The organism is Nocardia sp. NPDC060220, from assembly GCF_042727815.1.
Lineage (GTDB): Bacteria > Actinomycetota > Actinomycetes > Mycobacteriales > Mycobacteriaceae > Nocardia.
The window spans coordinates 1-26,794 of sequence record NZ_JBHWZY010000002.1; the positions used below are offsets into that span (position 1 = coordinate 1).

Annotated in this window: 27 protein-coding genes; 17 read left to right on the plus strand and 10 right to left on the minus strand. The window is 67.7% G+C overall.

The features are described from left to right. The first annotated feature begins 270 nt into the window (after positions 1-270). Both ACFWF3_RS00190 and ACFWF3_RS00195 read left to right on the plus strand, forming a co-directional pair. Positions 271-858 carry a TetR/AcrR family transcriptional regulator gene (locus tag ACFWF3_RS00190; protein WP_378632549.1) on the plus strand — a complete coding sequence of 196 codons (588 nt, stop codon included), beginning with the start codon at positions 271-273 and terminating at the stop codon, positions 856-858. 123 nt (positions 859-981) lie between these two features. Then, complete coding sequence (locus tag ACFWF3_RS00195) at positions 982-2,451, plus strand: phytoene desaturase family protein (protein WP_379311849.1); 1,470 nt, start codon at positions 982-984, stop codon at positions 2,449-2,451. On the opposite strand, the gene ACFWF3_RS00200 is transcribed toward ACFWF3_RS00195, so the two are convergent. The 8 genes from ACFWF3_RS00200 to ACFWF3_RS00235 form a co-directional block, all read right to left on the minus strand. Beyond that, positions 2,442-3,395: a cation diffusion facilitator family transporter gene (locus tag ACFWF3_RS00200; protein ID WP_379311850.1), complete on the minus strand. Its 954-nt coding sequence runs from the start codon at positions 3,393-3,395 to the stop codon at positions 2,442-2,444. The two genes, ACFWF3_RS00195 and ACFWF3_RS00200, sit on opposite strands and share 10 nt — an antisense overlap. A 170-nt stretch (positions 3,396-3,565) precedes the next feature. Continuing rightward, positions 3,566-4,480 carry a cation diffusion facilitator family transporter gene (locus ACFWF3_RS00205; RefSeq protein ID WP_379311851.1) on the minus strand — a complete coding sequence of 305 codons (915 nt, stop codon included), beginning with the start codon at positions 4,478-4,480 and terminating at the stop codon, positions 3,566-3,568. 105 nt (positions 4,481-4,585) lie between these two features. After that, complete coding sequence (gene manA / locus ACFWF3_RS00210; RefSeq protein WP_379311852.1) at positions 4,586-5,803, minus strand: mannose-6-phosphate isomerase, class I; 1,218 nt, start codon at positions 5,801-5,803, stop codon at positions 4,586-4,588. After that, positions 5,803-7,023: a tobH protein gene (locus ACFWF3_RS00215; RefSeq protein WP_378993517.1), complete on the minus strand. Its 1,221-nt coding sequence runs from the start codon at positions 7,021-7,023 to the stop codon at positions 5,803-5,805. Before ACFWF3_RS00215 ends, manA begins: the two co-directional genes overlap by 1 nt. 136 nt (positions 7,024-7,159) lie before the next feature. After that, positions 7,160-8,539 carry a phosphomannomutase/phosphoglucomutase gene (locus tag ACFWF3_RS00220; RefSeq protein WP_378993518.1) on the minus strand — a complete coding sequence of 460 codons (1,380 nt, stop codon included), beginning with the start codon at positions 8,537-8,539 and terminating at the stop codon, positions 7,160-7,162. A 52-nt stretch (positions 8,540-8,591) separates the two neighbouring features. Beyond that, complete coding sequence (locus tag ACFWF3_RS00225) at positions 8,592-8,969, minus strand: DUF3499 domain-containing protein (protein ID WP_378652435.1); 378 nt, start codon at positions 8,967-8,969, stop codon at positions 8,592-8,594. Positions 8,970-9,119: 150 nt separating this feature from the next. After that, complete coding sequence (locus ACFWF3_RS00230) at positions 9,120-9,602, minus strand: metallopeptidase family protein (RefSeq protein WP_194826429.1); 483 nt, start codon at positions 9,600-9,602, stop codon at positions 9,120-9,122. A gap of 124 nt (positions 9,603-9,726) precedes the next feature. Further along, the gene (locus ACFWF3_RS00235) at positions 9,727-9,960 is read right to left on the minus strand and encodes a WhiB family transcriptional regulator (protein WP_133733920.1); all 234 of its coding nucleotides are present in this window, start codon (positions 9,958-9,960) and stop codon (positions 9,727-9,729) included. A gap of 563 nt (positions 9,961-10,523) precedes the next feature. Here ACFWF3_RS00235 and cofD point away from each other — a divergent pair. From cofD to hpf, 15 genes are all read left to right on the plus strand, one after another. Beyond that, positions 10,524-11,510 carry a 2-phospho-L-lactate transferase gene (gene cofD / locus ACFWF3_RS00240; RefSeq protein ID WP_378993519.1) on the plus strand — a complete coding sequence of 329 codons (987 nt, stop codon included), beginning with the start codon at positions 10,524-10,526 and terminating at the stop codon, positions 11,508-11,510. Further along, complete coding sequence (locus ACFWF3_RS00245; protein WP_379311853.1) at positions 11,507-12,877, plus strand: coenzyme F420-0:L-glutamate ligase; 1,371 nt, start codon at positions 11,507-11,509, stop codon at positions 12,875-12,877. The genes cofD and ACFWF3_RS00245 overlap by 4 nt, the downstream gene beginning before the upstream one ends. After that, positions 12,874-13,407: an NUDIX hydrolase gene (locus ACFWF3_RS00250; protein WP_378993521.1), complete on the plus strand. Its 534-nt coding sequence runs from the start codon at positions 12,874-12,876 to the stop codon at positions 13,405-13,407. Before ACFWF3_RS00245 ends, ACFWF3_RS00250 begins: the two co-directional genes overlap by 4 nt. 197 nt (positions 13,408-13,604) lie before the next feature. Continuing rightward, a complete protein-coding gene (locus ACFWF3_RS00255) occupies positions 13,605-14,843 on the plus strand; it encodes an alkane 1-monooxygenase (protein WP_379311854.1) in 1,239 nt (412 codons plus the stop codon). Beyond that, positions 14,840-15,013, plus strand: coding sequence for a rubredoxin (locus ACFWF3_RS00260; protein ID WP_082844102.1), 174 nt, complete (start codon positions 14,840-14,842; stop codon positions 15,011-15,013). The genes ACFWF3_RS00255 and ACFWF3_RS00260 overlap by 4 nt, the downstream gene beginning before the upstream one ends. Beyond that, a complete protein-coding gene (locus tag ACFWF3_RS00265) occupies positions 15,010-15,192 on the plus strand; it encodes a rubredoxin (protein ID WP_378632574.1) in 183 nt (60 codons plus the stop codon). Before ACFWF3_RS00260 ends, ACFWF3_RS00265 begins: the two co-directional genes overlap by 4 nt. Next, on the plus strand, positions 15,189-15,848 hold the full coding sequence (locus ACFWF3_RS00270) for a TetR family transcriptional regulator (RefSeq protein ID WP_378993523.1): 660 nt from the start codon (positions 15,189-15,191) through the stop codon (positions 15,846-15,848). Before ACFWF3_RS00265 ends, ACFWF3_RS00270 begins: the two co-directional genes overlap by 4 nt. Positions 15,849-16,042: 194 nt before the next feature. Continuing rightward, a complete protein-coding gene (locus tag ACFWF3_RS00275; protein WP_379311860.1) occupies positions 16,043-17,137 on the plus strand; it encodes an alkane 1-monooxygenase in 1,095 nt (364 codons plus the stop codon). Between the two features lie 58 nt (positions 17,138-17,195). After that, complete coding sequence (gene ahcY / locus ACFWF3_RS00280) at positions 17,196-18,680, plus strand: adenosylhomocysteinase (protein WP_379311855.1); 1,485 nt, start codon at positions 17,196-17,198, stop codon at positions 18,678-18,680. Positions 18,681-18,756: 76 nt separating this feature from the next. Next, on the plus strand, positions 18,757-19,404 hold the full coding sequence (locus ACFWF3_RS00285; RefSeq protein WP_378993525.1) for a dTMP kinase: 648 nt from the start codon (positions 18,757-18,759) through the stop codon (positions 19,402-19,404). Positions 19,405-19,481: 77 nt separating this feature from the next. Beyond that, positions 19,482-20,159 carry an MtrAB system response regulator MtrA gene (mtrA, locus tag ACFWF3_RS00290; RefSeq protein WP_056813049.1) on the plus strand — a complete coding sequence of 226 codons (678 nt, stop codon included), beginning with the start codon at positions 19,482-19,484 and terminating at the stop codon, positions 20,157-20,159. A 70-nt stretch (positions 20,160-20,229) separates the two neighbouring features. Next, positions 20,230-22,113 carry an MtrAB system histidine kinase MtrB gene (mtrB, locus tag ACFWF3_RS00295; RefSeq protein WP_379311861.1) on the plus strand — a complete coding sequence of 628 codons (1,884 nt, stop codon included), beginning with the start codon at positions 20,230-20,232 and terminating at the stop codon, positions 22,111-22,113. Further along, entirely contained in the window at positions 22,110-23,927 is a 1,818-nt protein-coding gene (gene lpqB / locus ACFWF3_RS00300; protein ID WP_379311856.1) for an MtrAB system accessory lipoprotein LpqB, read from the plus strand. Before mtrB ends, lpqB begins: the two co-directional genes overlap by 4 nt. A 33-nt stretch (positions 23,928-23,960) precedes the next feature. Continuing rightward, a complete protein-coding gene (locus tag ACFWF3_RS00305) occupies positions 23,961-24,605 on the plus strand; it encodes a ComF family protein (protein ID WP_379311857.1) in 645 nt (214 codons plus the stop codon). A gap of 258 nt (positions 24,606-24,863) precedes the next feature. Then, complete coding sequence (gene hpf, locus ACFWF3_RS00310) at positions 24,864-25,493, plus strand: ribosome hibernation-promoting factor, HPF/YfiA family (RefSeq protein WP_379311862.1); 630 nt, start codon at positions 24,864-24,866, stop codon at positions 25,491-25,493. Positions 25,494-25,541: 48 nt separating this feature from the next. Here hpf and bluB read toward each other — a convergent pair whose 3' ends face one another. Continuing rightward, entirely contained in the window at positions 25,542-26,186 is a 645-nt protein-coding gene (gene bluB / locus ACFWF3_RS00315; RefSeq protein WP_379311858.1) for a 5,6-dimethylbenzimidazole synthase, read from the minus strand. A 14-nt stretch (positions 26,187-26,200) separates the two neighbouring features. Next, on the minus strand, positions 26,201-26,794 hold a 594-nt coding region (locus ACFWF3_RS00320; protein WP_379311859.1), incomplete at its 5' end, for a fatty acid desaturase family protein.

A 26,794-nucleotide genomic window follows, 5' to 3' on the forward strand; every position in this document is an offset into this window, starting at 1 on the left:
CAAATAAACTACAACAATCCAACCGCGACGCCCTCGTTTAATTATTTAAGGCCGAAGCCCGCGGCCGTGATCTCCGGGGCGATGAGGTAGTTGATGCCGACGTAGATGATGAACAGGCCGCCGAGCAGGGAGAGAGCGGTGGCGATGCGCGAGGTGGTCATGAGGTGCTCCTGAATCTTATTGCTTGCTCTGAAATCTAGCGGCGCTAGGTGTTGAAAGAACAATAACCCGATCCTCGCTATCTTGTCTAGCGTTGCTAGAATATCGAGCATGAGCACCCAGCAGCGCAAGGAACGCGAACGCGCCGAACGGCATCAGCGGATCATCGACACCGCGCGCGAGATGGCCGAAGCGGAAGGCTGGGACGCGGTCACCATCCGCAAACTGGCCGACCGCATCGAATACAGCCAGCCCGTGCTCTACAGCCATTTCGCGAACAAGGCGGCCATCGTCGGCGCCGTCGCGCTGCAGGGCTGCGTCGAGCTCGCCGAGCAACTGAAGCAGGCTCGCGAGGCGGCGACCACCCATTCCGAGGTGATCGCCAACGTCGCGCGCGCCTACCTCGACTTCGCCACCGCCAACCCGGCCCGCTACGACGCCATCTTCCAGCAGAAGACCGACCTCAACTTCGGCCTCGACGCCCCGCAGCCCCTGCGCGACGCCTTCGCGGGCCTGGAAGCGATGTTCTCCCCGTATGCGGAGGGCGACGATCTCGGTGCCCGCACCGAAGTGGCTTGGGCCTCACTGCACGGCCTGGCCACCCTCGACCGAGGTGGACGGCTACGCCCCGAACTGCGGGAACGACGCCTCACCCTGCTGGTCGACGGGACCAGCGAGGCGACAGCCGATCCGGCCTGAGCGAGGCGACGGCGCGTCGAACCGGCTGGGTGACCCAGCGCACCTGGACGCGCTCGTCGCTCCGCGTAGGTTGGAGGCAACGACGCAGGTCGGCAGAGCGGGGCGAGGGCGAAGGGACGGCGGATGGCGGAAGTCGTAGTAGTGGGGTCGGGGCCGAACGGTCTTGCCGCGGCCGTGATCGCCGCTCGCGCCGGGTTGTCGGTGCGAGTCCTCGAAGCGCAGGAGCAGGCGGGCGGCGGTTCGCGCACGGCCGAGCTGACCCTGCCCGGATTCCATCACGACATCTGTGCGGGCGCGCATCCGATGGCATTGGCATCACCGTTCTTTCGGGCTTTCGACCTCGAGGCGCACGGCGTCGACCTGCTCACCCCGACTGTCTCCTACGCGCACCCCCTCGACGGCGGGATCGCCGGATTGGCGTGGCGCAACATCGAATCCACCGTCGCCGACCTCGGCCGTGACGGTCGCCCATGGCGCGACCTGTTCGCGCCGCTGGTCGAGCACTGGCCCGATGTCGTCGACCTGGCCATGTCGGATCTGCGGCACCCGCCACTGCGCGTCGGCACCGGCATCAAGTTCGCGACCCGCCTGCTCGAACAGGCGTCCCCGCTGTCGGACAGCCGTTTCAGCGGTGACGTCGCGCCCGCGATGTTCAGCGGGGTGGCCGCCCACGCCATCACCTCACCGCGCGCCTTTCCCGCCGTGGGCGCGGCCCTGCTGCTCGGCACTCTCGCGCACGCGGGTGGCTGGGTGATCCCGCGCGGTGGCAGCCAAGCCATCCCGAACGCGATGATCGCCGAGATCGAACGTCTCGGTGGCGAGGTGCGCACCGGGCACCGGGTCGACGATTTCGCCGAACTCGCCACCGCGCGCACGGTGCTGTTCGATACCTCGCCCGCCGAACTCCTTCGCATCGCCGGTGACCGTCTGCCCTCGCGATACCGCAACAGCCTCGGGCGTTTCCGGTACGGCAATGCCGCGTGCAAGGTCGACTTCGCCCTGTCGGGACCGGTGCCGTGGGCCGCCCCCGGCGCCGACCTGGCGGGCACCCTGCACCTGGTCGGCACCAGGGCGCAGGCGATGCACGCCGAACACCAGGTCGCCACGGGCACTTTCGCCGATCAGCCCTTCGTACTGGCCATTCAGCCGGGCGTGGTCGACTCCACCCGGGCGCCGGAGGGGCAGCACACCCTCTATACCTACGCCCACGTCCCCAACGGCACCGATCGCGATATCAGCGATCAGGTGATCGACCAGGTCGAACGTTTCGCGCCCGGTTTCCGCGACCTGATCCTGGCGAAACACGTGACACCGGCGGCCTTCATGCCCGCGCACAACGCCAACTACATCGGCGGCGACATCTCGGCCGGCGCGATGACCACGCGTCAGACCCTGTTCCGGCCGCTCGCTCGCTGGAATCCTTACTCCACCCCGATTCCGGGCACCTACCTGTGCTCGTCATCGACTCCACCGGGTCCCGGTGTCCATGGGATGCCGGGCCTGCACGCGGCGCATCACATGCTGCGCAACCGATTCGGCATCGTCACCGACCCGCTCGACCTGTTGCGCGGCGAGGCGCCCGCCTACCGGTAGGGCTTCATCGGTGCGTCGTGGACCTTGCCGGGCTCGAACACATCGGGCTCGAGGTAGATCGTGCACGTATTCGGCACGGCGACGTGGATACGGTCGTCGGCGGCGTCGATCACCTCGGCGACCTGGGTGATGTCGAGGCCCGCGTGCAGCGCGATCTTGGCGTTGATCAGCAGATCCTGGGGCCCGAGGTACTGGGTCTGCATCCGGATCACGCGCTCGATCCGCGGATCGGCCAGCAGCGCCGACCGAATCGCGGTGTCGTCCTTGGCCGTCGCGCCCTCACCGATCAGCAGACTCTTGGTCTCCACGATCAGGATCACCGCGTTCACGCCGAGCAGGATGCCGATGAACAGCGTGCCGACACCGTCCCACACCGCGTTGCCGGTGAGCACCGACAGACTCACCCCGGTCAGGGCGAACAGCAGGCCGATGATCGCGCCCGCGTCCTCGAGCAGCACCACGGGCAGTTCGGGATTGCGGGTGTGGCGGATGAAATACCACCACGAATTCTTGCCCTTCAGCGGCGCCGACTGCTTGCGCGCGGTACGGAAACTGGCGCTCTCCAGCACCAGCGATACCCCGAGGATCCCGATCGCCACCCAGGCCGACACGATCTCCTCCGGGAACCGGATCTTGTGGATCGCCTCGTTGATCGCGAACAGCGACCCCATCACGAACAGGACGAGCGCGACGACGAACGAATAGAAATACCGATTGCGCGAATACCCGAAGGGGTGCAGCGTATCCGCGGGCTGGTCGGCCCGATTGCGGCCGACCAGCAGCAGCGCCTCGTTCCCGGTATCGGCCACCGAGTGCACCGCCTCGGCCAGCATCGCCGACGAGCCGGTGATGAACGCGCCGATGAACTTCGCGACCATGATCCCCGCGTTCGCCCCGAGTGCGGCGAGGATCGCGATCTTGCTGTCTCCACCTTGCTCGGCCATATCGGAACGCTACCGCCATCACCGAGCCACGCACCGACCTCGGCACCGTGTCGTCGGCCCCGGCGTTCTCGGCGCGCCTCCGCCTCTGGACTGAGTGGAGGGTGCGACGAAGGAGTGCCCGGAGGGAGGGAAGAGGCGGAGTCAAGCGCCGAGAACCGCGGCGCCAGCCGCTATTTGGCTCTGTACAGGTCGGGTTCCAGGTAGATGAGGCGGGCGGTGGGGACTGCTGCGCGCACGCGCGTCTCGGCGGCGTCGATCGCTTCGGCGACATCGGCGATGTCCAGGTTCGGGGCGAGGGCGACCTTCGCGGCGACCAGCATCTCGTCCGGGCCGAGGTACTCGGTCTTGAGGTGGATCAGCGAGGTGATCCTGGTGCCGTCGACCAGGTTCTCGCGGATCGCCCGACCCTGTTCGGGGGTGGCGCCCTCACCGATGAGCAGGCTCTTCATCTCCACGATCAGCACGATCGCGATGATGCCGAGCAGGACACCGATCGACAGGGTGCCGATGCCGTCGAAGATCGGGTCGTCGGTGACCATGGTGAGCCCGACGCCACCGAGGGCGAGCACCAGACCGATCAGCGCGCCGGTGTCCTCGAGCAGCACCACCGGCAGCTCGGGGCTGCGCGAGTTGCGGATGAACCGCCACCAGCTCGCGTTGCCCTTGAGCGGCTTGGATTCGCGCACCGCGGTGAGGAAGCTGAAGGTCTCGAGGCCGATCGCGATCACCAGGATGACGATCGCGACGATCGGCTGACTCAGCTCCTCGGGGTGCTGGATCTTGTGGATGCCTTCGTAGATCGCGTACACCGAGCCGAGGGTGAACAGCACCAGCGCCACGACGAACGAGTAGAAGTAGCGATTGCGGCCGTACCCGAACTGGTGCAGCTCGTCGGCATCCTTGGCGGCGGCACGCTGGCCGAACAGCAGCAGGCCCTGATTCGCGGTGTCGGCGACCGAGTGCACGCCCTCCGCCATCATCGAGGCCGAACCCGTGATGAACGCGCCGACGAACTTCGCCACCGCGATCCCCGCGTTGGCCGTCAACGCCGCGACGATCGCCTTCTTGCCACCACCAGCCGACATGCCGGCCCGCCCTTCTGTTCACTGAACACGACTCGCCACAGCCTAATCGGACACAGCGGCGAACCGGTCATCAGTCCCGTGCGGCACGGCCGCGGCGAAGGCGGTTCAGTTGTCGCCGACGCAGGCGCTGAACAGCTGGGCGGGGCCGCGCAGCGCGCGCGCCTTGATGTCGGTGTCGGTAGCGGAGATCCAGGCCGCGCTGCCACGTTCGACGATGAGCGTGTGCCCGTTCTCGGAGAGTTCGAGCGTGCCCGCCGTGCACAGCACGATGCCGGGGCCCGCGTCGGCGAGCACGACCGGCTCGTCGTCGGCGCCGAGGTCGAAACGGCACAGGGCGAATTCCGGTGCGGGCGTGCGGTATCGGATACCGCCGTCGCTACTGGGTTCGGGTTCGATCACCGGCAGGTCGATCGGCTCGAAGTCCAGCACCCGCAGCAGTTCAGGCACGTCGACGTGCTTGGGGGTGAGCCCACCACGCAACACGTTGTCGGAATTGGCCATGATCTCCACGCCCACCCCGCGCAGGTACGCGTGCAGATTGCCGGCCGCGAGGAACAGCGCCTGGCCGGGTTCCAGGGTCAGCCGGTTGAGCAGCAGCGCGGCGAGGACACCCGCGTCGCCGGGGTAGACCTCGGCCAGTTCGAGCGCGGTGCGCACCTCGGCGGTGAACTCGCGCGCGCCCTTGGCCGACAGGTAGTTCACACAGCCCTCGAGCACCGTGGGCAGCAGCTTCGACAGCACGGCGGGCGGCAGCGTGATCCAGGTGGTGAACAGGGTGCGCAGACCGGCCGAATCGGGCTGGGCGGCAAGCAGTTCGGCGTAGATGTTGAGGCCGGGAACATCCAGCGCGCGCAACAGGTCGACGGTGCGGTGCGGATCGCGGAACCCGGCCAGCGCCTCGAAACGTTCGAGTGCGACAACGAGTTCGGGCTTGTGGCTGTCGTCGCGGTAGTTGCGCAGCGGCGAATCCAGTGCCACGCCGGTGCGGTTCTCGCGTTCGAAACCGGTACGCGCCTGCGCCGAACTCGGGTGCGCCTGGAGCGAGAGCGGTTCCTCGGCGGCGAGGATCTTCAGCAGGAACGGCAGCCGGGCGCCGAAAGTGTCGGCCGCTGCTCCCAATTCACCCGCCGGGTCGGCCATGAGGACCTCGAGCAGTGAACGTGTGCCCGAGCCGGTCTGCACGTGCGCGGGATCGGCCGGGTGCGCGCCGAACCACAGTTCGGCTTCGGGATGGGCCGATGGCACCGGCCGTCCGCACAGCTGAGCGAGCGCGGTGCGCGACCCCCATGCGTAAGAACGCAGCGCACCAACGAGTTCCTGCACTAGTAGCGTCCCCCGTCGTATCGATCCGGTTCGGGCGCGGCGGCACCGCGCGCACCGGTGAGTCGAAGATAGGCCGCGGCCATGTCGAGCCGCAGCGCGAGCACAGCCAGTTGCTCGAGTTCACTGCCGTGTCCGCCCCCTGCGGCGGAATCGGCAGCGGTGCGTTCGATCGCGGGTGCGGCGCCGGGGTCGGCGAGCTGGGATTGCAGCACGTCGACATCGGCATGGACCAGATCGGCGTCGACCAGGCCCGCGCCCGCGCCTTCGAAGACCGCGAGCTTGCGCCGGGCGGCGGCCTGATCGGGATGCACGCTCAAGGCCAGCACCCGGACTCGGTCGACCGGTGCGGGACCGTCGAGTTCCTCGTCATGGAACAGCGGATCGAAGCCGGGCGCGGTGCCGCCGGTGGCAGCGGCCAGGCGCCCGACCGCGGCGACGGCGTCGGCGAGATCGGCGGCCGAAGCCAACCGGCCCGCGGACTGCAGCAGCACCTCGGCGCCGTGACCGGCCAGTTCCACCGCGGCGGGCGAGTCGCCCGCGAGGACGACACCCACCCCGTGCATCCGCGCGGCGAGGGTCTTGGCCGGGTTGTGGAAGACCTCGTTGGTCGGGCCGTCGCGCAGTGCTTCGGCGTCGAGCATGTCGGCCAGCGCGGTGAGATCGGGCGTGGCCGGGCCGCTGCGCTGGGCGTCGACCCCACGCAGGACTGCGATGCCGACGGCGAGGAAACGCAGCAGCCGATTCTGGTCGAGAACGGGCACCCGCGGTTCGAGCACGATCGCGCGACCGGCGGCGACCGCGCGCAACGGACCCTCGTTGGGCGCGGCGATCACCACCTCGGCACTGCGGCGCAGCGCACGGTCGACGGCATCGATCAGCCGCGGGTCACCCGCGTCGTCGCCGGCCACCAGGACCACGTCCAGCGGACCGACCCACGGCGGCAGCGCGGTGACGGGCACGATCGGCAGTCCGGCCCGATCGCCGAGCGTGGCGACGAGCAGTCCGGCCGCGCGCGCGGCGCGACCCGATCCCGCGACCAGCACCAGGCTGCGCGGGCGCAGGTCGGAGAGCCGTTCGATGAGCGAGGTTTCGGCGACCGCCGCCGCGGTGGCCCGCACCTGGGCGCCGCCCGAGGCCGCCGAGCGCAGGGCGCCGCCGGTGTCGGCCGCCGCCAGTGACTCGGCATCGTCGAGGTCGAATACCGGTGTTCCAGCGATCATCGCCGAATCCACCTCCCCTCATCGCGCTGTGTCGTCTGTGACTCCACTATTCCAGCCGGGCACCGGCAATGCTCGTGATCTGCCGTCGCCGAATACCGGGCATGTGATTCCACGGGTACTGGTTTCATCTTCCCAGTCAGGCGCGGACGATGCTCAGGATCTCGGTCACGAGTGCGTTTACATCGTCGCGCGATCCGGCCTCGACATTGAGTCGAAGCAGCGGTTCGGTATTCGATGCGCGCAGGTTGAACCAGGCGTGGTTGCCCAGGTCGACCGTGACGCCGTCCATCCGGTCCACCGACTCGGTGCGGTCGGCGAACGCGGCGAGCACGGCGGCGGTGCGGTCGGCGGCGTCGGCGACGGTCGAGTTGATCTCGCCCGAGGCGGCGTACACGTCGTAGGCGGCCATCAGGTCCGAGACCGTCCGCTCGCCCTCACCGAGCGCGGCCAGCACGTGAAGCGCGGCCAGCATGCCCGAGTCGGCGCCCCAGAATTCGCGGAAGTAGTAGTGCGCGGAGTGCTCGCCACCGAACACCGCGCCGGTCGAGGCCATCTCCTGCTTGATGAACGAGTGGCCCACCCGCGTGCGCACCGGCTTGCCGCCCAGCTCCTCGACCAGCTCGGGCACCGCGCGCGAGGTGATCAGGTTGTGGATCACGGTCGCGCCCGGCTCCTTGGCCAGCTCACGCTGCGCCACGATCGCCGTGATCGCCGACGGCGACACAGGCTCGCCGCGCTCGTCGACGACGAAGCAACGATCGGCGTCGCCGTCGAAGGCCAGGCCGATGTCGGCGCCGCTGGAGCGCACCAGCGCCTGCAGGTCGACGAGGTTCTTCGGGTCGAGAGGGTTGGCCTCGTGGTTGGGGAACGAGCCGTCGAGTTCGAAGTACAGCGGCACGATCGTGATCGGGCCCAGGGTGCCGAGGACGGCGGGCACGGTGTGGCCGCCCATACCGTTGCCGGCGTCGACCGCGATGGTGAGCGGGCGGATCTCGTCGAGGTTCACCAGTTCGCGCAGGTAGTCCGCGTAGTCGGCGAGCAGATCGGTGCTGGTGGCGGTGCCGGGCGCGCCGTCGTAGGCGGGCACACCCTCGATCACCTCGGCCGCGATGGTCGCCAGCCCGGTGTCCTGCCCGACGGGCAGCGCGTTCGCGCGGCACAGCTTGATGCCGTTGTACTCGGCCGGGTTGTGACTGGCGGTGAACATGGCGCCGGGACAACCGAGCTTGCCCGAGGCGAAGTAGAGCTGGTCGGTGGAGGCCAGACCGATGTGCACCACATCGAGGCCCTGGGCCCGCACGCCCTGTGCGAACGCCTCGGACAGCGCGGGGGAGGACTCGCGCATGTCGTGGCCGATCACGACGCGGGTGGCGCCTTCTTCGCGCATCAGACGCGCGAAGGAAGCACCGACATCGCCGACGAACGCCTCGTCGATCTGTTCGCCCACCACCCCGCGGACGTCATAAGCCTTGATCACGGCATTCACGAGTTCGCCAGAGCGCGCGAGGGTCGTCATGGGGCTAACCCTAGCGGGCTGCGCCGACTCTTCGGGATCCTGGCCGGACTAGCTACGGATCCGGGAGAACCCGTAGGTGGCCGCGGCGGCCCGTGCGCGCGGTGCGGGGGGCCGCGGCGGCGTTGTCGCGGTAGCCCGGCTGGTCGGCTTCGGCGGCGGGGCGGCGACGCAGGCCCGCTTCGCGGACGGCTTCGGCCAGCGCGGTGAGGTCGTCGTCGTCCGGGGTGCTCGAGGAGAAGCCGCCTTCGTGGCGGACGAGTTCCCAGCCCTTGGGCGCGGTGATGCGGCAGGCGTGCGTTTCGCAGAGATCCCAGGAATGCGGTTCGGCGACGGTGGCCAAGGGTCCGACGACAGCGGTCGAGTCGGAGTACACATAAGTCAGCGTCGCTACAGCCGGGTTCTTGCAGCCGGGTCGGCAGCAACGACGCATAGGGATCACGACGTCGAGATTAGCCCTCCGCGGCCCGAAAGTGGATACGGACACGCCCTAATGGGCGAAGGCGGACGTAAGCATGATCGGTACAGCCGCGCAGCGTTCGTCGGTCTCGAGCGCACGGCCGGAGCGAAGGCGGAGGTACGCCTATTCGGGCTCGGGATCGATCAGATCGGGGTCTACACCGAGGTAGGTCGCGATCTGCTGGACGAGGACCTCGCGCAGCAACTCGACCAGATCGTCGGGATCGGCGGCCCGCAATTCCAGCGGCTTGCGGAACAACACCACTCTGGCGCGAGTGGCCGCACCGTGCCGGTCGACGCCCGCGGGGATCAGCCGCGACAGCGGCACCGGTCCGTCGGCGACCACCTCGTCCGGCCAGGTGACCGAATCAGGATGCAGTGGACGGATTTTCGGCACATCGTCGACGGCGATATCGAGCTTGGTGAGGCGATCGTGCCAGCGGGTGTCCAGTGGGGCGAACGCCTCGAGCACGAGCCGATCGAATTTCTGGCCCCTGGTGCGCCACGCGGGCACTGTCGGCGGAAGCATGGGGCCTCGGACTCCGCGGCCGCGGCGGGTCACCGAACGAGCGGTGGGTGCCGGAGAATGACGCCGGGAACGTGCCATGGGTCTTTCACCTCTCTCGCCTGCACCGTGAAGATCAACAAGGGCGTTCGCCCGGAGACACCGACGTACTGCGCCTGCATGGCTCCGGGCCAGGCCTGGAGAGAGTCTACTTTCGAACAGTCACTTAACCGATTCCGCGCTTCAGCCTGCGACGCTCTCGTTCCGAGAGACCGCCCCAGATGCCGAAGCGTTCATCATGTGCCAGTGCGTATTCCAGGCACTGGTCACGTACTTCACAGCCCAAGCAGATTCGCTTGGCCTCACGCGTCGAGCCGCCCTTCTCGGGGAAGAACGCCTCGGGGTCGGTCTGAGCGCAGAGGGCACGTTCCTGCCACTGCTCTTCGATCGACTCGAACATTTCGTCGAAGCCCGTAACGACCAGACTCAGCCGGGGAGCCGCGACTTCGCTTACCACGTCCGGTTCCTGCCAGCTCATGTCAGCGCAGACAGCGTGAGCTGCGCCTGCTGTGGAATCGGTCGGCGAGACCAGATCTTCGGTCATCGTTCCGCCTCCTCACTATGTGTTAGCGCAGAATGATTCTTTCCGTCGGTCCGAATGAGATCTCCGACGGCCCAACACCGCGACGTAGTCTCGCGGGCTTCCCCGAGCCTGCCTTCCGGCGAGTGGGAACCTTCTCGCAAACGTCCCCTGCGCTGTGTCCTCGCGCCGTGGCCGTTTCCGGCGACGTGGAACCCTCTCGCAAACGCCCCCGCGCTATGCCCTCTCGCGGTGACCGGAATGACATGTCTGTGATTAGACACGCCGCACTTGCCGGTGGTCAACCCGCCGTCACCCTTCCGTTACACTCCGCACCCGCCTTTCGTGTTGATCTTGTTATGTGCCGTGGCAAATGACCAGCAACTTCGCCGTAATTCGGCGCGGAAGCGACGGGCAACCGTCACTCACTAGGCTGTGACCCTGTGACTGCACAACACGCGGTGCGCGAGCCCAAGATCGCCGTTCTCGTCGGCGGTGTCGGCGGTGCCCGGTTCCTCCAAGGCGTCCGGCAGCTGCTGCCCGAAGCCGACATCTCGGCCATCGTCAACGTCGGCGACGACGTCTGGATGCATGGCCTTCGCATCTGTCCCGACCTCGACACCTGCATGTACACCCTCGGCGGTGGCATCGACACCGAGCGTGGCTGGGGCCACGCCGACGAAACCTGGCACGCGAAAGAGGAGCTGGCGAAATACAACGCCCAGCCCGATTGGTTCGGCCTGGGCGATCGCGATATCGCCACCCACCTCATTCGCACCGAAATGCTGCGCGCCGGATATCCGCTGTCCGCGGTCACCGAAGCGCTGTGCAATCGCTGGCAGCCGGGGGTGAAGCTGATTCCGGCTACCGACGATCGCTGCGAAACCCACGTGGTGGTCAGCGATCCCGACAATGCTGGCGAACGTCGCGCGATCCACTTTCAGGAATGGTGGGTGCGGTACCGCGCGGCGCTCCCGACTCACGGATTTGCCTCGATCGGCGCCGAGCAAGCCTCTCCGGCGCCGAATGTGACCGAAATCATAGGCTCCGCTGACGCCGTGTTGCTGGCCCCGTCCAACCCTGTCGTGAGCATCGGCGCGATCCTCGCCGTGCCCGGAATCAGAGGCGCGCTACGCACCAGCGAAGCCAAGGTGATCGGGCTCTCGCCGGTGATCGACGGAAAGCCGTTGCGGGGCATGGCCGATGAGTGTCTGACCGCGATCGGTGTGGAGTCCACCGCGGAGGCGATCGGCCGCCACTACGGCGCCCGCTCGGCCACCGGCATCCTCGACGGGTGGCTGGTGCACTCCACCGACTCCGCCGATGTTCCCGGCGTGGAGGTGCGCAGCGTTCCGCTGTTGATGACCGACCCCGAGGCCACCGCTGAAATGGCGCGCGCCGCATTGGAATTGGCGGGAGTGAAGGTATGAGTTCGCAGACGAACGACACCGGCGGCGCGTTGCCCGACCACGCCGCCGACGAGTTGCGGATCCTCCCGGTGACCGGGTTGCCGGAGTTCCGGCCCGGCGACGACATCGCCGAACACCTTGCGGCACAGGCGCCCTGGCTCGCCGACGGCGACATCATCGTGGTCACCAGCAAGATCGTGTCGAAGGTCGAGGGGCGCATCGTCGTCGCGCCGATCGACCCCGAGGAGCGCGACACCGCTCGTCGCAAGCTGGTCGAGGACGAAGCCGTGCGGGTGCTCGCGCGCAAGGGCCGCACCCTCATCACCGAGAACCGGCTCGGCATCGTGCAGGCGGCCTCCGGGGTGGACGGCTCCAACGTGGCCGAGGGCGAATTGGTGCTGCTGCCTGTCGATCCCGACGGCAGCGCGAAGTCACTGCGCACCGCGCTCGCCCAGCGGCTCGGCGTCGACGTGGCCGTGGTCATCACCGACACCATGGGCCGGGCCTGGCGCAACGGGCAGATCGACGCGGCCATCGGGTCGGCCGGGCTGCGGGTGCTCCATGATTACGCCGGCTCGGTGGACGGGCAGGGCAACGAGCTGTACGTCACGCAGGTGGCCGTCGCCGACGAGCTCGCCGCCGCCGCCGATCTGGTCAAGGGCAAGCTCGGCGGAGTCCCGGTGGCGGTGGTGCGCGGGCTGCGGACCGACGACGACGGGTCGACCGCGGCGGCACTGCTGCGCGGTGGCATCGACGACCTGTTCTGGCTCGGCACCGCCGAAGCGCTCGAGCAGGGCCGCAAAGAGGCTGTGCCGCTGCGTCGTTCGGTGCGCGCGTTCACCACCGAGGCGGTGGACCCGGAACGGATCCGCGCCGCCGTGGCGGTCGGCCTCACCGCGCCCGCGCCGCACCACACCCGCCCGGTGCGCTTCGTCTGGCTGCGCAAGGCGACGCTGCGGACCCAGCTGCTCGATGCCATGACCGAGAAGTGGAGCGAGGACCTCACCGCCGACGGGCTCGACCCCGAACGCGTGCGGCGTCGGATCGCGCGTGGCCGAATCCTTTTCGACGCGCCGGAAGTGATCATCCCGTTCTGCGTGCCCGATGGCGCCCACGACTATCCCGACGCTCGTCGTCAGGCGGCCGAGCAGACGATGTTCACGGTGGCCGTCGGCGCGGCGGTGCAGGGGCTGCTGGTGGCGCTGGCCGCCGACGGCCTCGGCAGCTGCTGGATCGGCTCGACCATCTTCGCGCCCGAGATCGTTCGCGAGGTCCTCGGGCTCGACGAGGACTGGATGCCGCTGGGCGCCATCGCGATCGGTCATCCCCTGGAGGAGCCGGTGGCGCGCACCGTCGGCTCGGCAGGCGCCGGCCTGGTGGAACTGTGAGCGCGGAGTCGCTGCACGCGTCGGCGACCGAGTTGCTCACGCACTGGGAACCCGAGGCCCGCGCGGATCACTCACTGCGCGAAGCGATTCTGGCCTTCCTCGGCTCGGCTCCCCGCGGGTGTCTGCGCGAACACGCGCCCGGCCACATCACCGCGTCGGCGATCGTGTTGTCGCACGACCGTCGCGACATCCTGCTCACCCTGCACCCGCGCGTCGGTCGCTGGATCCAGCTGGGTGGTCATTGCGAACCCGATGACAAGACCGTGCAGGACGCGGCGCTGCGGGAGGCGGTGGAGGAATCCGGCATCCCCGACCTGATTCTCACGCCGGGTCTCTACGGCGCGCAGGCGCACCCGATCACCTGCTCGCTCGGCGTGCCGACGCGGCATCTGGACCTGCTCTTCGAGATCGTGGCGCCCCCTGGCGCGGTGCCGGTCCGCAGTGCCGAATCGACCGATCTGCGGTGGTGGCCGGTCGACGGGCTACCACCGGGCGCGGACGTGCTACTTCCGGTCAGAGGCCGAATGTAAAGGCCCCTGAAAAGGTCACTGACCTGTAACGACGGCGACCGTGTCCAGTTCGGGCACGGTCGCCGTTCGCGTTATCGAGTCGTCACTGCTTTACAAATTGGCCAATTTGTCTAGACAGCGGACGCATCCGGACATATCGTCTGTAACAGAGAGTTACGCACATCACACGTGTGAGATGTGCCTCGGGACTGGAGACGATGATGTCGACTGATGCCAACGCGTCCGAGCAGCGGGTCGCACCGCCGCAGTGGCGAGATTCCAAGCGATATTTGTGGCTGTGGGGGCTGTTCGCCCCGACCGGCCTGTTCACGATCGCGATCCCCCTGATCTGGGGCCTCAACCAGCTCGGCTGGCATCGCATCGCAGAGATCCCGTTCTGGCTCGGGCCGGTGCTGGTCTACCTCGTGATCCCGCTGGCGGACCTGTTCTTCGGTCCCGACGGCAACAACCCGCCCGACGAGGTGATGGAGTACCTGGAGAACGACAAGTACTACCGCTACCTCACCTACCTGTACCTGCCGTTCCAGTACGCCTCGCTCATCTTCGCCTGCTACATCATCACCGCGCCGAACCTGCACTGGCTGGGGTTCCCCGGCGGCGCCAATGTGGTCGACAAGATCGGTATCGCGATCAGCGTGGGCATGATCGGCGGCATCGGCATCAACACCGCGCACGAACTCGGTCACAAGAAGGTCGAACTGGAACGCTGGCTCGCGCGCATCGCGCTGGCCCAATCGTTCTACGGGCACTTCTACATCGAGCACAACCGTGGTCACCACGTGCGGGTCGCCACTCCGGAAGACCCCGCGAGTTCGCGCATCGGTGAGTCCTTCTGGGCATTCTGGCCGCGCACGGTCTGGGGCAGCCTGCGCTCGGCCTGGCATCTCGAGAAGCAACGTCTGGGTCGGCTCGACAAGAGTCCCTGGACGCTGCGCAACGACGTGCTCAACGCCTGGGCGATGTCGGTGGTGTTGTGGCTCGGATTGATCGCCGTATTCGGCATCGAGGTGCTGCCGTATCTGATCCTGCAGGCCGTGATCGGGTTCAGCCTGCTCGAGTCGGTGAACTACCTCGAGCACTACGGCCTGGTCCGGCAGAAGACAACCAGCGGACGCTACGAACGACCCGCGCCCGCGCACAGCTGGAACAGCGACCACATCGTCACCAACATCTTCCTCTACCACCTGCAGCGCCACAGCGACCATCACGCGTATCCGACCCGGCGCTACCAGACGCTGCGCAGCTGGGACGGTGCGCCGAACCTGCCCAGTGGCTACGCCAGCATGATCCTGCTCGGCTACTTCCCGCCGATCTGGCGCAAGGTGATGGACAAGCGCGTGCTCGCGCACTACGGCGGGGACGTCACCCTCGCCAACATCGAACCCAAGCGCCGGGAGCAGGTGCTGGAAAAGTACGGAACCGAGGTCGGGTCGTGAGCGCCTACAAATGTCCGGTGTGTGATTTCGTCTTCGATGAAGCCAAAGGCGCGCCACGCGAAGGATTTCCGCCTGGCACACTGTGGACGGCCGTTCCCGACGACTGGTGCTGTCCGGACTGTGGGGTGCGGGAAAAGATCGACTTCGAGGCGGTAGGAGTTTCGCAGTGACCGACTACAAGCTGTACCAGTGCGCACAGTGCGGTTTCGAGTACGACGAGGCCCAGGGCTGGCCCGACGACGGCATCGCCCCCGGCACCCTCTGGGAAGACATCGCCGACGACTGGACCTGCCCGGATTGCGGTGCCCGCAAGTCCGACTTCTTCATGGTCGAGATCGAACGTTCGTGAGCGTCGCGGGTACCCCGCGCACCGGTTCGCGCATCCCGTACCAGGAGGCCGCGCGCGAACTGCTGCGCAACTCGGTCCTGGACGGGATGCGCGAACTGCTCACCGAGCGTGACTGGTCCAAGGTCACGCTCGGTGACGTCGCGGCCAGGGCCGGGGTGAGCAGGCAGACGCTCTACAACGAGTTCGGTTCGCGCGCGGGGCTCTCGCAGGCCTACGCGCTGCGCCTGGCCGACGACCTCGTCGACCATGTGCGCGAGGCGCTCGATGCCAATGTGGGCGATGCCCGCGCCTCGATCCGGGTCGGCATGACCGGCTTCTTCCTCTCCGCCGCGGGCGACCCACTGGTCCGTTCGCTGCTGAGCGGGGAGATGAAGCCGGACCTGTTGCGGTTGATCACACTGGACGCGGCCCCGCTGCTCGAGCACGCCACCACCCGTCTGACTCAGGTTTTCGTGCACAGCTGGGTGAACGCGACCGATGCCGAGGCCGATGTGCTCGCGCACGCGCTGGTGCGGATCGCGCTGAGCTACATTCCGAATCCGCCCGTGCCCGAACGCGACGCCCCGGCCGAGATGAGCGCACTGCTCAGCCCGTACGTCGAGGCAATTGTGCAGGTACGGGGCATCCGTGTCCCATCCGGTGAAGTGGATCACTGAGAGAAGTCACAAGCTCTGATTCACCCCTGTGTAACCATCACCACGTTTGAGGATCTGCCGCTGTGTAACGCGCCTACGGTCTGTCAGTATTCACATCGGTCGGCGATTGGTCTTTTTGTAGCGGAGCGGGTGTGCAAACGGTTGGCAAACCGGGGGGTCTTCGTGATCCCAAACGGTATCTCTGGGCTTTAGGGCTGATCGCCCCGGCGAGCGCGCTGTTGCCCTCCCAGCTGGTGTTCCATACCAAGGCTGAAGTGTTCTGGTGGATCGGACCTGTCATCGTCCTGATCGCCATTCCCGTGCTGGATTGGATCGTCGGCGAAGACGGCAACAATCCCCGCGACGAGGACTACGCGGCGCTCTCCGCCGACCGGTACTACCGGTGGTGCACCTACCTGTTTTTGCCGATCCAGTTGATCAGCCTCGGTGTGGCCTGCTTCATGTGGACGAGCCCCGAGCTGGCCCTGGTCGACAAGCTCGGATTGGCCGCCACGGTGGGCTTCGTCAGCGGCATCGGCATCAACGCCGCCCACGAATTGGGTCACCGGGTGGAGAGTGCCGAAAAATTGCTGTCGAAGATCGCGCTGGCCCAATCGGGGTACGGGCACTTCTTCGTCGAGCACAATCGCGGACACCACGCCCGCGTGGCAACCCCTGAGGATCCGGCCAGCGCCCGGCTGGGTGAATCGCTGTGGGAGTTCCTGCCGCGCAGCGTGATCGGCGGGTTCCGGTCGGCCGTGCACCTCGAGCGCGCCCGCCTGCTCCGGCAAGGTCGCGGCTGGTGGAGCGCCGATAACAACATCCTGCAGGCCTGGGCGATGACGGCGGCGCTGTTCGGTTCGCTGACGCTCGTGTTCGGCCCGTCCATCCTCCCGTGGCTGGCCGTCCAGGCCGCGATCGGCATCGCGCTGCTCGAGACCGTCAACTACGTCGAGCATTACGGACTGCTGCGCGCGCGCAAGCCCAACGGCCGCTACGAACGGTGCTCCCCGCGCGACAGCTGGAACTCCGATCGCCTGGTCACCAACATCTTCCTGTTCCATCTGCAGCGCCACAGCGACCACCACGCCAACCCGGGCCGCCGCTACCAGACCCTGCGCAGCAGCGAAGAAGCTCCGCAGCTGCCCGCCGGGTACGCCACCATGATCGTGCTCGCGGCCGTTCCGCCGCTGTGGCGTGCGGTGATGGACCCCAAGGTCGCGGCGCACTACGGCGGCGACCTGAGCCTGGCCAATGTCTCGCCCGCGAAGCCGCGACGGTTGCTGGCCCGATACCGCGCGGCGGCCTGAGACTCCACCTCGGCGGAGGAGGGGAACTCGCGCGGCCCCAGACGGTAACCTAGCCAACGTGACGACCTCAGAACTCCCCGCGCGCACCGAGCTCACCCCCGACGTCCGCAACGGCATCGACTACAAGGTGGCAGACCTCTCGCTGGCCGAATTCGGCCGCAAGGAGATCCGCCTCGCCGAGCACGAGATGCCGGGCCTGATGGCGCTGCGCCGTGAATACCACGACGTCCAGCCGCTGAAGGGCGCGCGAATCTCCGGATCGCTGCACATGACGGTCCAGACCGCCGTCCTGATCGAAACCCTCGTTGCTCTCGGCGCCGACGTGCGCTGGGCCTCCTGCAACATCTTCTCCACCCAGGATCACGCCGCCGCCGCCATCGTGGTCGGCCCGAACGGCACCGTCGACGAGCCCAAGGGCATCCCCGTCTTCGCCTGGAAGGGCGAGACGCTGGAGGAGTACTGGTGGGCCGCCGAGCAGATGCTCACCTGGCCGAACGCCCCGGCCAACATGATCCTCGACGACGGTGGCGACGCGACCATGCTCGTGCTGCGCGGCGCGCAGTTCGAGAAGGCCGGTCTGGTTCCGCCCGCCGACGCCGATCACTCCGCCGAGTACACGGTGTTCCTCGACCTGCTGCGCGAGAGCCTCGAGGCCGACAAGACCAAGTGGAGCGTCATCGCCGACTCGGTCAAGGGCGTCACCGAGGAGACCACCACCGGCGTGCTGCGGCTGTACCAGTTCGCCGCCGCGGGTGAGCTGGTGTTCCCGGCGATCAACGTCAACGACTCGGTCACCAAGTCCAAGTTCGACAACAAGTACGGCACCCGCCACTCGCTGATCGACGGCATCAACCGCGGCACCGATGTGCTCATCGGCGGCAAGAAGGTGCTGATCTGCGGTTACGGCGATGTCGGCAAGGGCTGCGCCGAGTCGCTGGCCGGCCAGGGCGCGCGCGTGCAGGTCACCGAGATCGACCCGATCAACGCGCTGCAGGCGCTGATGGACGGCTACGACGTGGTCACCGTCGAGCAGGCGATCGGCGACGCCGACATCGTCATCACCTCGACCGGCAACAAGGACATCATCACCCTCGACCACATGAAGGCGATGAAGGATCACTCGATCCTGGGCAACATCGGCCACTTCGACAACGAGATCGACATCGCGGCGCTGGAGCGTTCGGGCGCGACCCGGATCAACATCAAGCCGCAGGTCGACGAGTGGACCTTCAAGGAGACCGGCAAGGCGATCATCCTGCTGTCCGAAGGTCGCCTGCTGAACCTGGGCAACGCCACCGGCCACCCCTCGTTCGTCATGTCCAACAGCTTCTCCAACCAGGTCATCGCCCAGATCGAGCTGTGGACGAAGCCGGAAGAGTACGACAACGAGGTCTACCGCCTGCCCAAGCACCTCGACGAGAAGGTCGCCAAGATCCACGTCGAGGCCCTCGGCGGCACCCTGACCAAGCTCACCAAGGATCAGGCCGAGTACATCAACGTGGACGTGGAAGGCCCGTACAAGCCGGAGCACTACCGCTACTGAGTTCTGTACGCCACGGTGGCCCGTCGACCTTCGGTCGGCGGGCCGCCGTCGTCATCCGGCGGGTAATCTGCTGCGCATGGGCGTACTGATTGCGGTCGAGGGGCTCGATGGTGCCGGTAAGCGGACTTTGATCGACGGGCTGATCGCCGAATTGTCCGCGAAGGGCTTGCGGGCGGACAGTCTGGCCTTTCCGCAATACGGGCATTCGATCCACGCCGATCTGGCGGCGGAGGCGCTGCGCGGGGGCAACGGCGACCTGGCCGGCTCGATCAACGGCATGGCGATCATGTTCGCGCTCGACCGGGCGGCGGCGCGCGCGGAGCTGTCGGACCTGTTGGGCGGCAACGACATCGTGATCCTGGACCGATGGGTGGCGTCCAACGCGGCCTACTCGGCCGCGCGGGCGCACCAGGACGCCGACGGCCAAATCGTGTCGTGGGTGGGCGATCTGGAGTTCGGCAGACTCGAACTGCCGACGCCGGATCTCACCGTTCTGCTCGACGTGCCCACCGAGGTGGCGGCCGAACGCGCCCGGCTCCGAGGCGAACTCGACGACACCCGCGCCCTCGATGCCTACGAACGGGACGGCGGTCTGCAGCGGCGCACCGGCGAGGTCTATCGTGAACTCGCCGACCGCGACTGGTTCGGCCGGTGGTGGACATACCGATCCGATGACGATAGGCCTGCGTTACTCACCCTCTGCTCGGAAATCTTTTCCGGATAAGGTTGGATACGCGACGGGTTCACACCATTAATGGCGTGGCGGCCCGATCCTGGCCATGGAGATGACAACATAGGACTATGAAGCCCAAGATTCTGGTCGTCGACGACGATATGGCACTCGCTGAGATGCTGACCATCGTCTTGCGCGGGGAAGGGTTCGACCCGCATGTGGTGGGCGACGGCACACAGGCCCTGTCAGCGGTGCGGGAGATCCGCCCCGACCTGGTACTGCTCGACCTGATGCTGCCCGGCATGAACGGCATCGACGTATGCCGGGTGCTGCGGGCCGATTCCGGCGTTCCGATCGTCATGCTCACCGCCAAGACCGATACGGTCGATGTGGTCCTCGGCCTGGAGTCCGGTGCCGACGACTACATCGTCAAACCCTTCAAGCCCAAGGAGCTCGTCGCCCGCGTGCGGGCGCGTCTGCGCCGCACCGAGGACGAGCCCGCCGAGCTGCTCTCGATCGCCGACATCGTCATCGACGTGCCCGCGCACAAGGTGACCCGCGGCCCCGGGCAGATCTCGCTCACCCCACTGGAGTTCGACCTGCTGGTCGCGCTCGCGCGCAAGCCGCGTCAGGTGTTCACCCGCGAGGTGCTGCTCGAGCAGGTGTGGGGCTACCGGCACGCCGCCGACACCCGTCTGGTGAACGTGCACGTGCAGCGACTGCGCGCCAAGGTCGAGAAGGATCCGGAGAACCCGGAGATCGTGCTCACCGTGCGCGGCGTCGGTTACAAGGCCGGACCGCCGTGATCGGTCACTGCGGGGCGCCGCTGTGACCACTGGTCCAGTGGCGCAGCTGCGGCGATGGGCGAGCCCGATCATGGCCTGGTTCCAGGCCGTCGGGACCGCACTCGGCCACCTGTGGCGCCGATCGCTGCAGCTGCGGGTCATCGTCTCGACGTTGACCCTGTCGCTCATCGTGATCACGATCCTCGGGGTCGTGCTCACCGGTCAGATCACCGACCGGCTCCTCGAAGCCAAGATCAACGCGGCTGTCGAGGAGATGGATCGTGCCCGCAGCACGATCGAGAACAAGATGTCCGGCGTTCCGTCCGGTAACAGCCAGGATCAGCAACTCGCCGACGCGCGAGCCGCGCTGTCCAGCCGTGGTGGCACCGGGCAGTCCAGCGGCGCCGCGGGCAGTTTCGACTCGGCGCTGGCGATGGTCGGCGGCACTCCGCCACACGAGATCGCGGCCGGACCGCTCGCCGAGGTGCCGCAGGAGCTGCGCCGATTCGTCCAGCGCAATCAGGTCTCCTACCAGTTCACCACCGTCGCCGACCCCGACGGCTACCGCGGGCGCGCGCTGGTCATCGGCAGCCCGAGCGCCGAGGTCGCCACCCTGGAGATCTACCTGATCTTCCCGCTGGCCAGCGAGGAATCGAGCCTGTCGCTGATGCGCGGCACGATGCTCATCGGTGGCGTGGTGCTGCTGGTGTTGCTCGCCGCGATCACCGCGCTGGTGACCAGGCAGGTGGTGCTGCCGATCCGGTCGGCGGCGCGGATCGCGGGCCGATTCGCCGACGGCCGACTCAAAGAACGCATGCTGGTGCGCGGCGAGGACGACATGGCCCGGCTCGCGCAAGCGTTCAACGAGATGGCCGAGAGCCTGTCGAACCAGATCACCCAGCTCGAGGAATTCGGCAATCTGCAGCGCCGCTTCACCTCCGATGTCAGCCACGAACTGCGCACCCCACTCACCACGGTGCGCATGGCGGCTGACCTCATCCACGGCTCCAGCGACGATCTCGATCCCGCCCTCGCGCGCAGCTCCGAACTGCTCGTCAACGAGCTGGACCGGTTCGAGGGCCTGCTCAACGACCTGCTCGAGATCTCCCGCCACGACGCGGGTGTGGCCGAACTGCAGGTCGAATCGCTGGATGTGCGGATGTGCGCGCGTGCCGCGATCTCCACGGTCCGCCATCTGGCTCGCGACGCCCAGGTCGAGGTGGTGATCGACCTACCGGAGGAGCCGGTGGTCGCCGAGGTCGACCCGCGCCGCGTCGAGCGCGTGCTGCGCAACCTGCTGGCCAACGCGATCGACCACTCCGAAGGCAAGCCGGTGCTGATCCGCATGCGCGGCGACGCCGAGTCCAACGCTGTCGCGACTGTGGTGCGCGATCAGGGCGTCGGGCTGCGGCCGGGCGAGGAAAAGCTGGTGTTCAACCGGTTCTGGCGCTCCGACCCCTCGCGGGTGCGTCGCTCGGGTGGCACCGGGCTCGGCTTGTCGATCAGCGTCGAGGACGCGAATCTGCACGAGGGCAGGCTCGAGGCCTGGGGCGATCCCGGCGTCGGCGCGAGCTTCCGGCTGCTGCTCCCGATGGTGCGCGGCCGCAAACTCGGGCAGAGCCCGCTCGCCCTGGAGCCGATGCTGCGCAAGGTCCCCGCGCTGCCGGAAGCCGAACCCGAGCCGACGACCATCGAAGCGGAACCGGCCGGACCGACCGCGGACGAGGCGACGGGATCGGAGACGGTCGACGTGGAGCCGACCGGAGCCGACTCGGCCGGACCCGACTCGACTGTTGTCGAACTGACGGTCGTCGAGCCGGGAGACGAACCGCGAGACGACCCCTCGGCCGACGATTCCGGTATCGAACCGCCTGCGGCAGGCGCGCACCCGGCGACCAACGGCCGCGACGCGGCCCCCGCCGACGCCGACCGCGACGAGTCGACGCCCACCGAGACCAGAGACAGGAAGTCATGACAAGTGCGCGTGGTGATCGTCGGGATCGGCACGCCGCCGCACTGGTCGCGGCGGTTCTGGCCGGGCTGATGGTGCTCACCGGGTGCGCCAGCCTGCCGGAGTCCTCCGCACCGCAGGCACTCGGCACGATCAACCGCGCGCCCACCTCCGAGGGCCCGACCCCGCCGACCTCCGGCCGCGACCCCGACCTGCTGCTGAGCGACTTCCTCACCGCCAGCGCCGACCCCACCAACCGGCACGCCGCGGCCCGCCAGTACATGGCGCCCGAGACAGCGGGCAGCTGGAACGACGAGGCGAGCACCACCATCGTCGACGATCGCCCCGACACCCTGCGCGAGTCGCGGTCGGGCGACAAGGCCAGCTATGTGCTGCGCGCCCGCAAGGTCGGCGAGCTCGCCCGCGACGGCGGTTACCGCGCCACCGAGGGCACCCTCGAGAACAAGATCGAGATGAGCAAGATCGACGGCGAGTGGCGGATCACCGAGCTGCCACCGGGCGTCGTGATGGGCAACGACGCGTTCGTCAAGTCCTACCACCGCTACGTCCTGCACTACATCGACCCGGGCAACTCGCTCCTGGTCCCGGATCCGCGCTGGATCTCGGTGCCGCGCGCCCAGCTCACCGAGCGATTGATCGGCATGCTCGCCGAAGGCCCGCAGTCCACGATCGCCCCGGTGGTGCGCAACCAGTTGGCGCAGCCGGTCTCGTTGCGCGGTCCGATCACCAAGGCCAACAACGAACCGGGTGACGTCGGTGTCGGCATCGGGGGAGTGCGCATCGACTTCGCCGGGATCGGCGGACTCGGCCAGCGCGATCGCGAACTGCTCGCCGCGCAGGTGGTGCTCACCCTGGCCGGCGCCGACATCCTCGGACCGTACGTGTTGCTCGCCGACGGTAAACCGCTCGACGACCGGTACGCGGCCAACGGCTGGTCGGTCGCCGATGTCGACCAGTACAGCGCCTCGGCGCCCGGCCAGAACCGGATCGGCCTGCACGCCCTGCGCAACGGCGCCCTGGTGCAGGTCACCCCGGACGGGATCGTCACCCCGAGTGGTTCTTTCGGCGAGGCGACCAACCTGCAGTCCGTCGGCATCTCGGCCGACGGACAGTTCGTCGCCGCGGTCGCCGACTCCGGCAAACCGCTGCCAGAAGCCGCCCGCACCCTGCTCATCGGCAATTACGGGGCCAAGGCGTTCGCGGTCGCCGAGGGTGCCAGCATCGCCCGTCCGTCCTGGACCAGCGACGGCGGCGCCGCCTGGACCGTGATCGACGGTGACCGGGTCATCCGGGCGGTCACCGATCGGGCCACCGGCAATGTCTCCACCGAGGACGTCGACATCACGGCCCTGTTCGAAGGCGCGGGCGCTCCACGTCCGCCGATCAGCGAGGTGGTGGTCTCGCGCACCGGCGTGCGCGCGGCGCTGATCGCCGACGGCAAGGTGTATGTGGCGGTGGTCCAACGCCGCCCCGACGGCAAGTACGCGCTCACCTCACCGCTGCCGCTCGCGCTCGGCCTGAGCTCGCGCGCGGTGTCGTTGAGCTGGGTCACCGGCGACACGATCATGGTGGCCCGCGAGGGCAATGTCGACCCGGTCTTCACCGTCTCCATCGACGGTTCGCAGTTCAGTGCGGTGACCTCGCAGAACCTCACTCCGCCGGTGCGGGTGGTGACGGCGGCCCCGGCCACGCAGTACGTGGCCGATTCCCGGGCCGTCCTGCAGCTACAGACCGCCGATCCGACCCGCAACGACCGTTTCTGGCGTGAGGTACCCGGATTGACCGGAGAACGGGTTGTGCCGGTCTTGCCGAGCTGATCATGTCGGTGCCCGCTGTCATGCTCGTGCGCTATGAGAACCCTGCTGGACCTGATCCTGCCCGATCGGTGCGGTGGCTGCGGTGCGGTCGGCGAGAGTTGGTGCGCCGAGTGCGCGGCCGAACTCGCCCGCGATCCCGTCCGGGTGCGGCCGCGCGCTGATCCCGGTGTTCCGTGCTGGGCGCTCGGCCCTTACGCCGGTGTGGGCAAGCGGGCGGTGCTGGCAGCCAAGGAACAGAACAGGCGCGACCTCGCCGCCCCACTCGGGCTGGCGCTCGCCCACGCGCTTGCCCGCTTGCGTGCCCCCGATCGCCCGCTGTTGCTCGTGCCCGCGCCGACCAGAACCGCGGCGGCGCGCCGGCGCGGTGGTGACCCGGTGGCCCGCTCGGCCGAGGTCGCGGCACGGTGGCTGATCGATTGCCGGAGCGTGCCGCTGCTGCGGATGGGACGCGGTGTCCGGGATTCGGTGGGCTTGACGACGCATGAGCGTTCCCACAATGTGCGCGGCAAGATCATGACTGTCGCCGATCCGGACGAATGGGTCGCTATCAGCGCGAAAGCCCAGGTAGTGCTGGTAGACGACGTGCTCACCACCGGTGCCACCGCCTGTGAATCGACACGTGTTCTCAGCCGGATCGGCATAGTTCCGCGCGCGGTTTTGGTGACCTGCGCGGCTTGACTGATGAAAGTTCGCGTGAACAGTGGCGGACTTGCCGATGGCGGACTAGCGTCGCGAGCACACACCGAACCACAAGTTTGGGAGGTGGTGCCGCGGATACAGGTGCCGGGCGATTCCCGATCGGCACAGCTCAATCCCGCCGCCCTACGTTGGTAGTTGTGCGGCCATATCCGGGAGGTACGCGTGACGACTTCTTCACGGGCATCAGTGCAAGATGCTGAACCCACCACGGCACTCCAGAACGGTGCCACCGAGACGATCGACTTCGAGACCCCGAACGCCGAAGTGGTGGTCTCCGGTCGCAACGTCGAAATCCCTGACCACTATCGAATCTACGTCGCGGAGAAGCTGTCTCGGTTAGAGCGCTTCGACCCGTCGATCTTCCTCTTCGATGTGGAACTGTTCCACGAACGCAACCGTCGTCAACGCAAGGCCTGTCAGCGTGTGGAGATCACCGCGCGCGGCCGTGGACCGATCGTGCGCGCCGAGGCGTGCGCCGACAGTTTCTACGCCGCGCTGGAATCGGCCACCCAGAAGATCGAGAGCAGACTGCGCCGGGCCAAGGACAAGCGGCGCGTCGTGCACTACGGCGACAAGACGCCGGTCTCGGTCGCGCAGGCCACTGCCACACTGGTCGACGAGTCGCTGTTCACCCCGCCGGACGGTTCCGCTGCCCACGACCACGACGAGGCAATCGACGAGGCGGGCCCCGGCCACATCGTGCGCACCAAGGTGCACACCGCGACACCGATGTCGGTGGACGACGCCCTCTATCAGATGGAATTGGTCGGCCACGACTTCTTCCTCTTCCATGACAAAGAGACCGACCGCCCGTCGGTGGTCTACCGCAGACACGCCTTCGACTACGGCCTGATCAAGCTGGCCTAGAACCCCTGACCGATCCGGGCATCCGCCGTGCGGGTGTCCGGATCTTGTTCAGCAGCCGAAGGTCTCGTGATGTACGGCCTCGGTCAACGATCGGCCGGACCGCCAACCGAAACGTTCCAGGTCCGGCACCTGCTGGAACGCGTCGACCGGGCCCACGCACAGCCAGGCCACCGGCTTGATCCCGGTGGGCAGGCCGACGAGTTCGCGCAGGAATTCCGGATCGTAGAACGACACCCAGCCCACCCCCACCTGCTCGGCGGTCGCCGCGAGCCACAGATTCTGGATCGCCAGCACGGTGGAGTACACGCCGGTCTCCGGCACACTCGCCCGCCCGAGCACCTGTGGGCCGCCACGCGAATCATCGTGCGTGACAACCACACCCGTGCCGCTCTCGACGATTCCGTCGATCTTGATCGGCGCGAAGGTCATCGCGCGCTCGGCGGGCAGCGCCGCACCGAACTCGACCCGCTTGTCCGCCACATGGTCGGCGAAACGGCGCAGGGTCTCGGCCTGACGAACCACCACGAAGTCCCACGGTTGTGAGTTCCCGACGCTGGGCGCGCGATGCGCGGCGTCGAGGATCCGCAGGAGGGTGTCGTCGTCGACGAGCTCGCCGGTGTATTCGGCGCGCACGTCACGACGCAAACGGATCGCGTCGTAGACGCTCAGCTGATCGGCACTCACGCCGACCATACAACCGCAGCCGGTCAGGCCATGGTCCGGCGGGCCAGCTTGCGGCCGGCGGACAGTGCGGTGCGCAGTCCCTGGCGACGCCCGGTCACCGGGTCGATCGAGGGGGTGGTGTTGCCGGCGAACAGGCGTTCGGACTTGGTCTCCGGCGCATCGTCGGTGGTGTGGCGAAGGTACTTGTTCGGCAGCGACAGCTTGAGGATGGTGCGCCACGACTTGAAGTACTGCACCGGCAGCGAACCGGTGGTGTAGGGCAGGTCGTACTTCTCGGCCAGCTCGCGCACCCGCACCGCGATGGCGGCGTAGCGGTTGCTCGGCAGGTCGGGGAACAGGTGGTGCTCGATCTGGTGGCTGAGGTTGCCGCTCATGAAGTGCAGCAGCGGTCCGCCGCTGATGTTGGCGCTGCCCAGCATCTGGCGCAGGTACCACTCGCCCTTGGTCTCGTTCTCGATGTCGGCCTTGGTGAACTTCTCGGCGCCGTCGGGGAAGTGACCGCAGAAGATGATCGCGTTGGTCCACACATTGCGCATCACGTTGGCGGCGATGTTGGCGGTGAGCGTGGTGACGAACGACGGGCCGGTGAGCAGCGGGAAGACCAGGTAGTCCTTGGC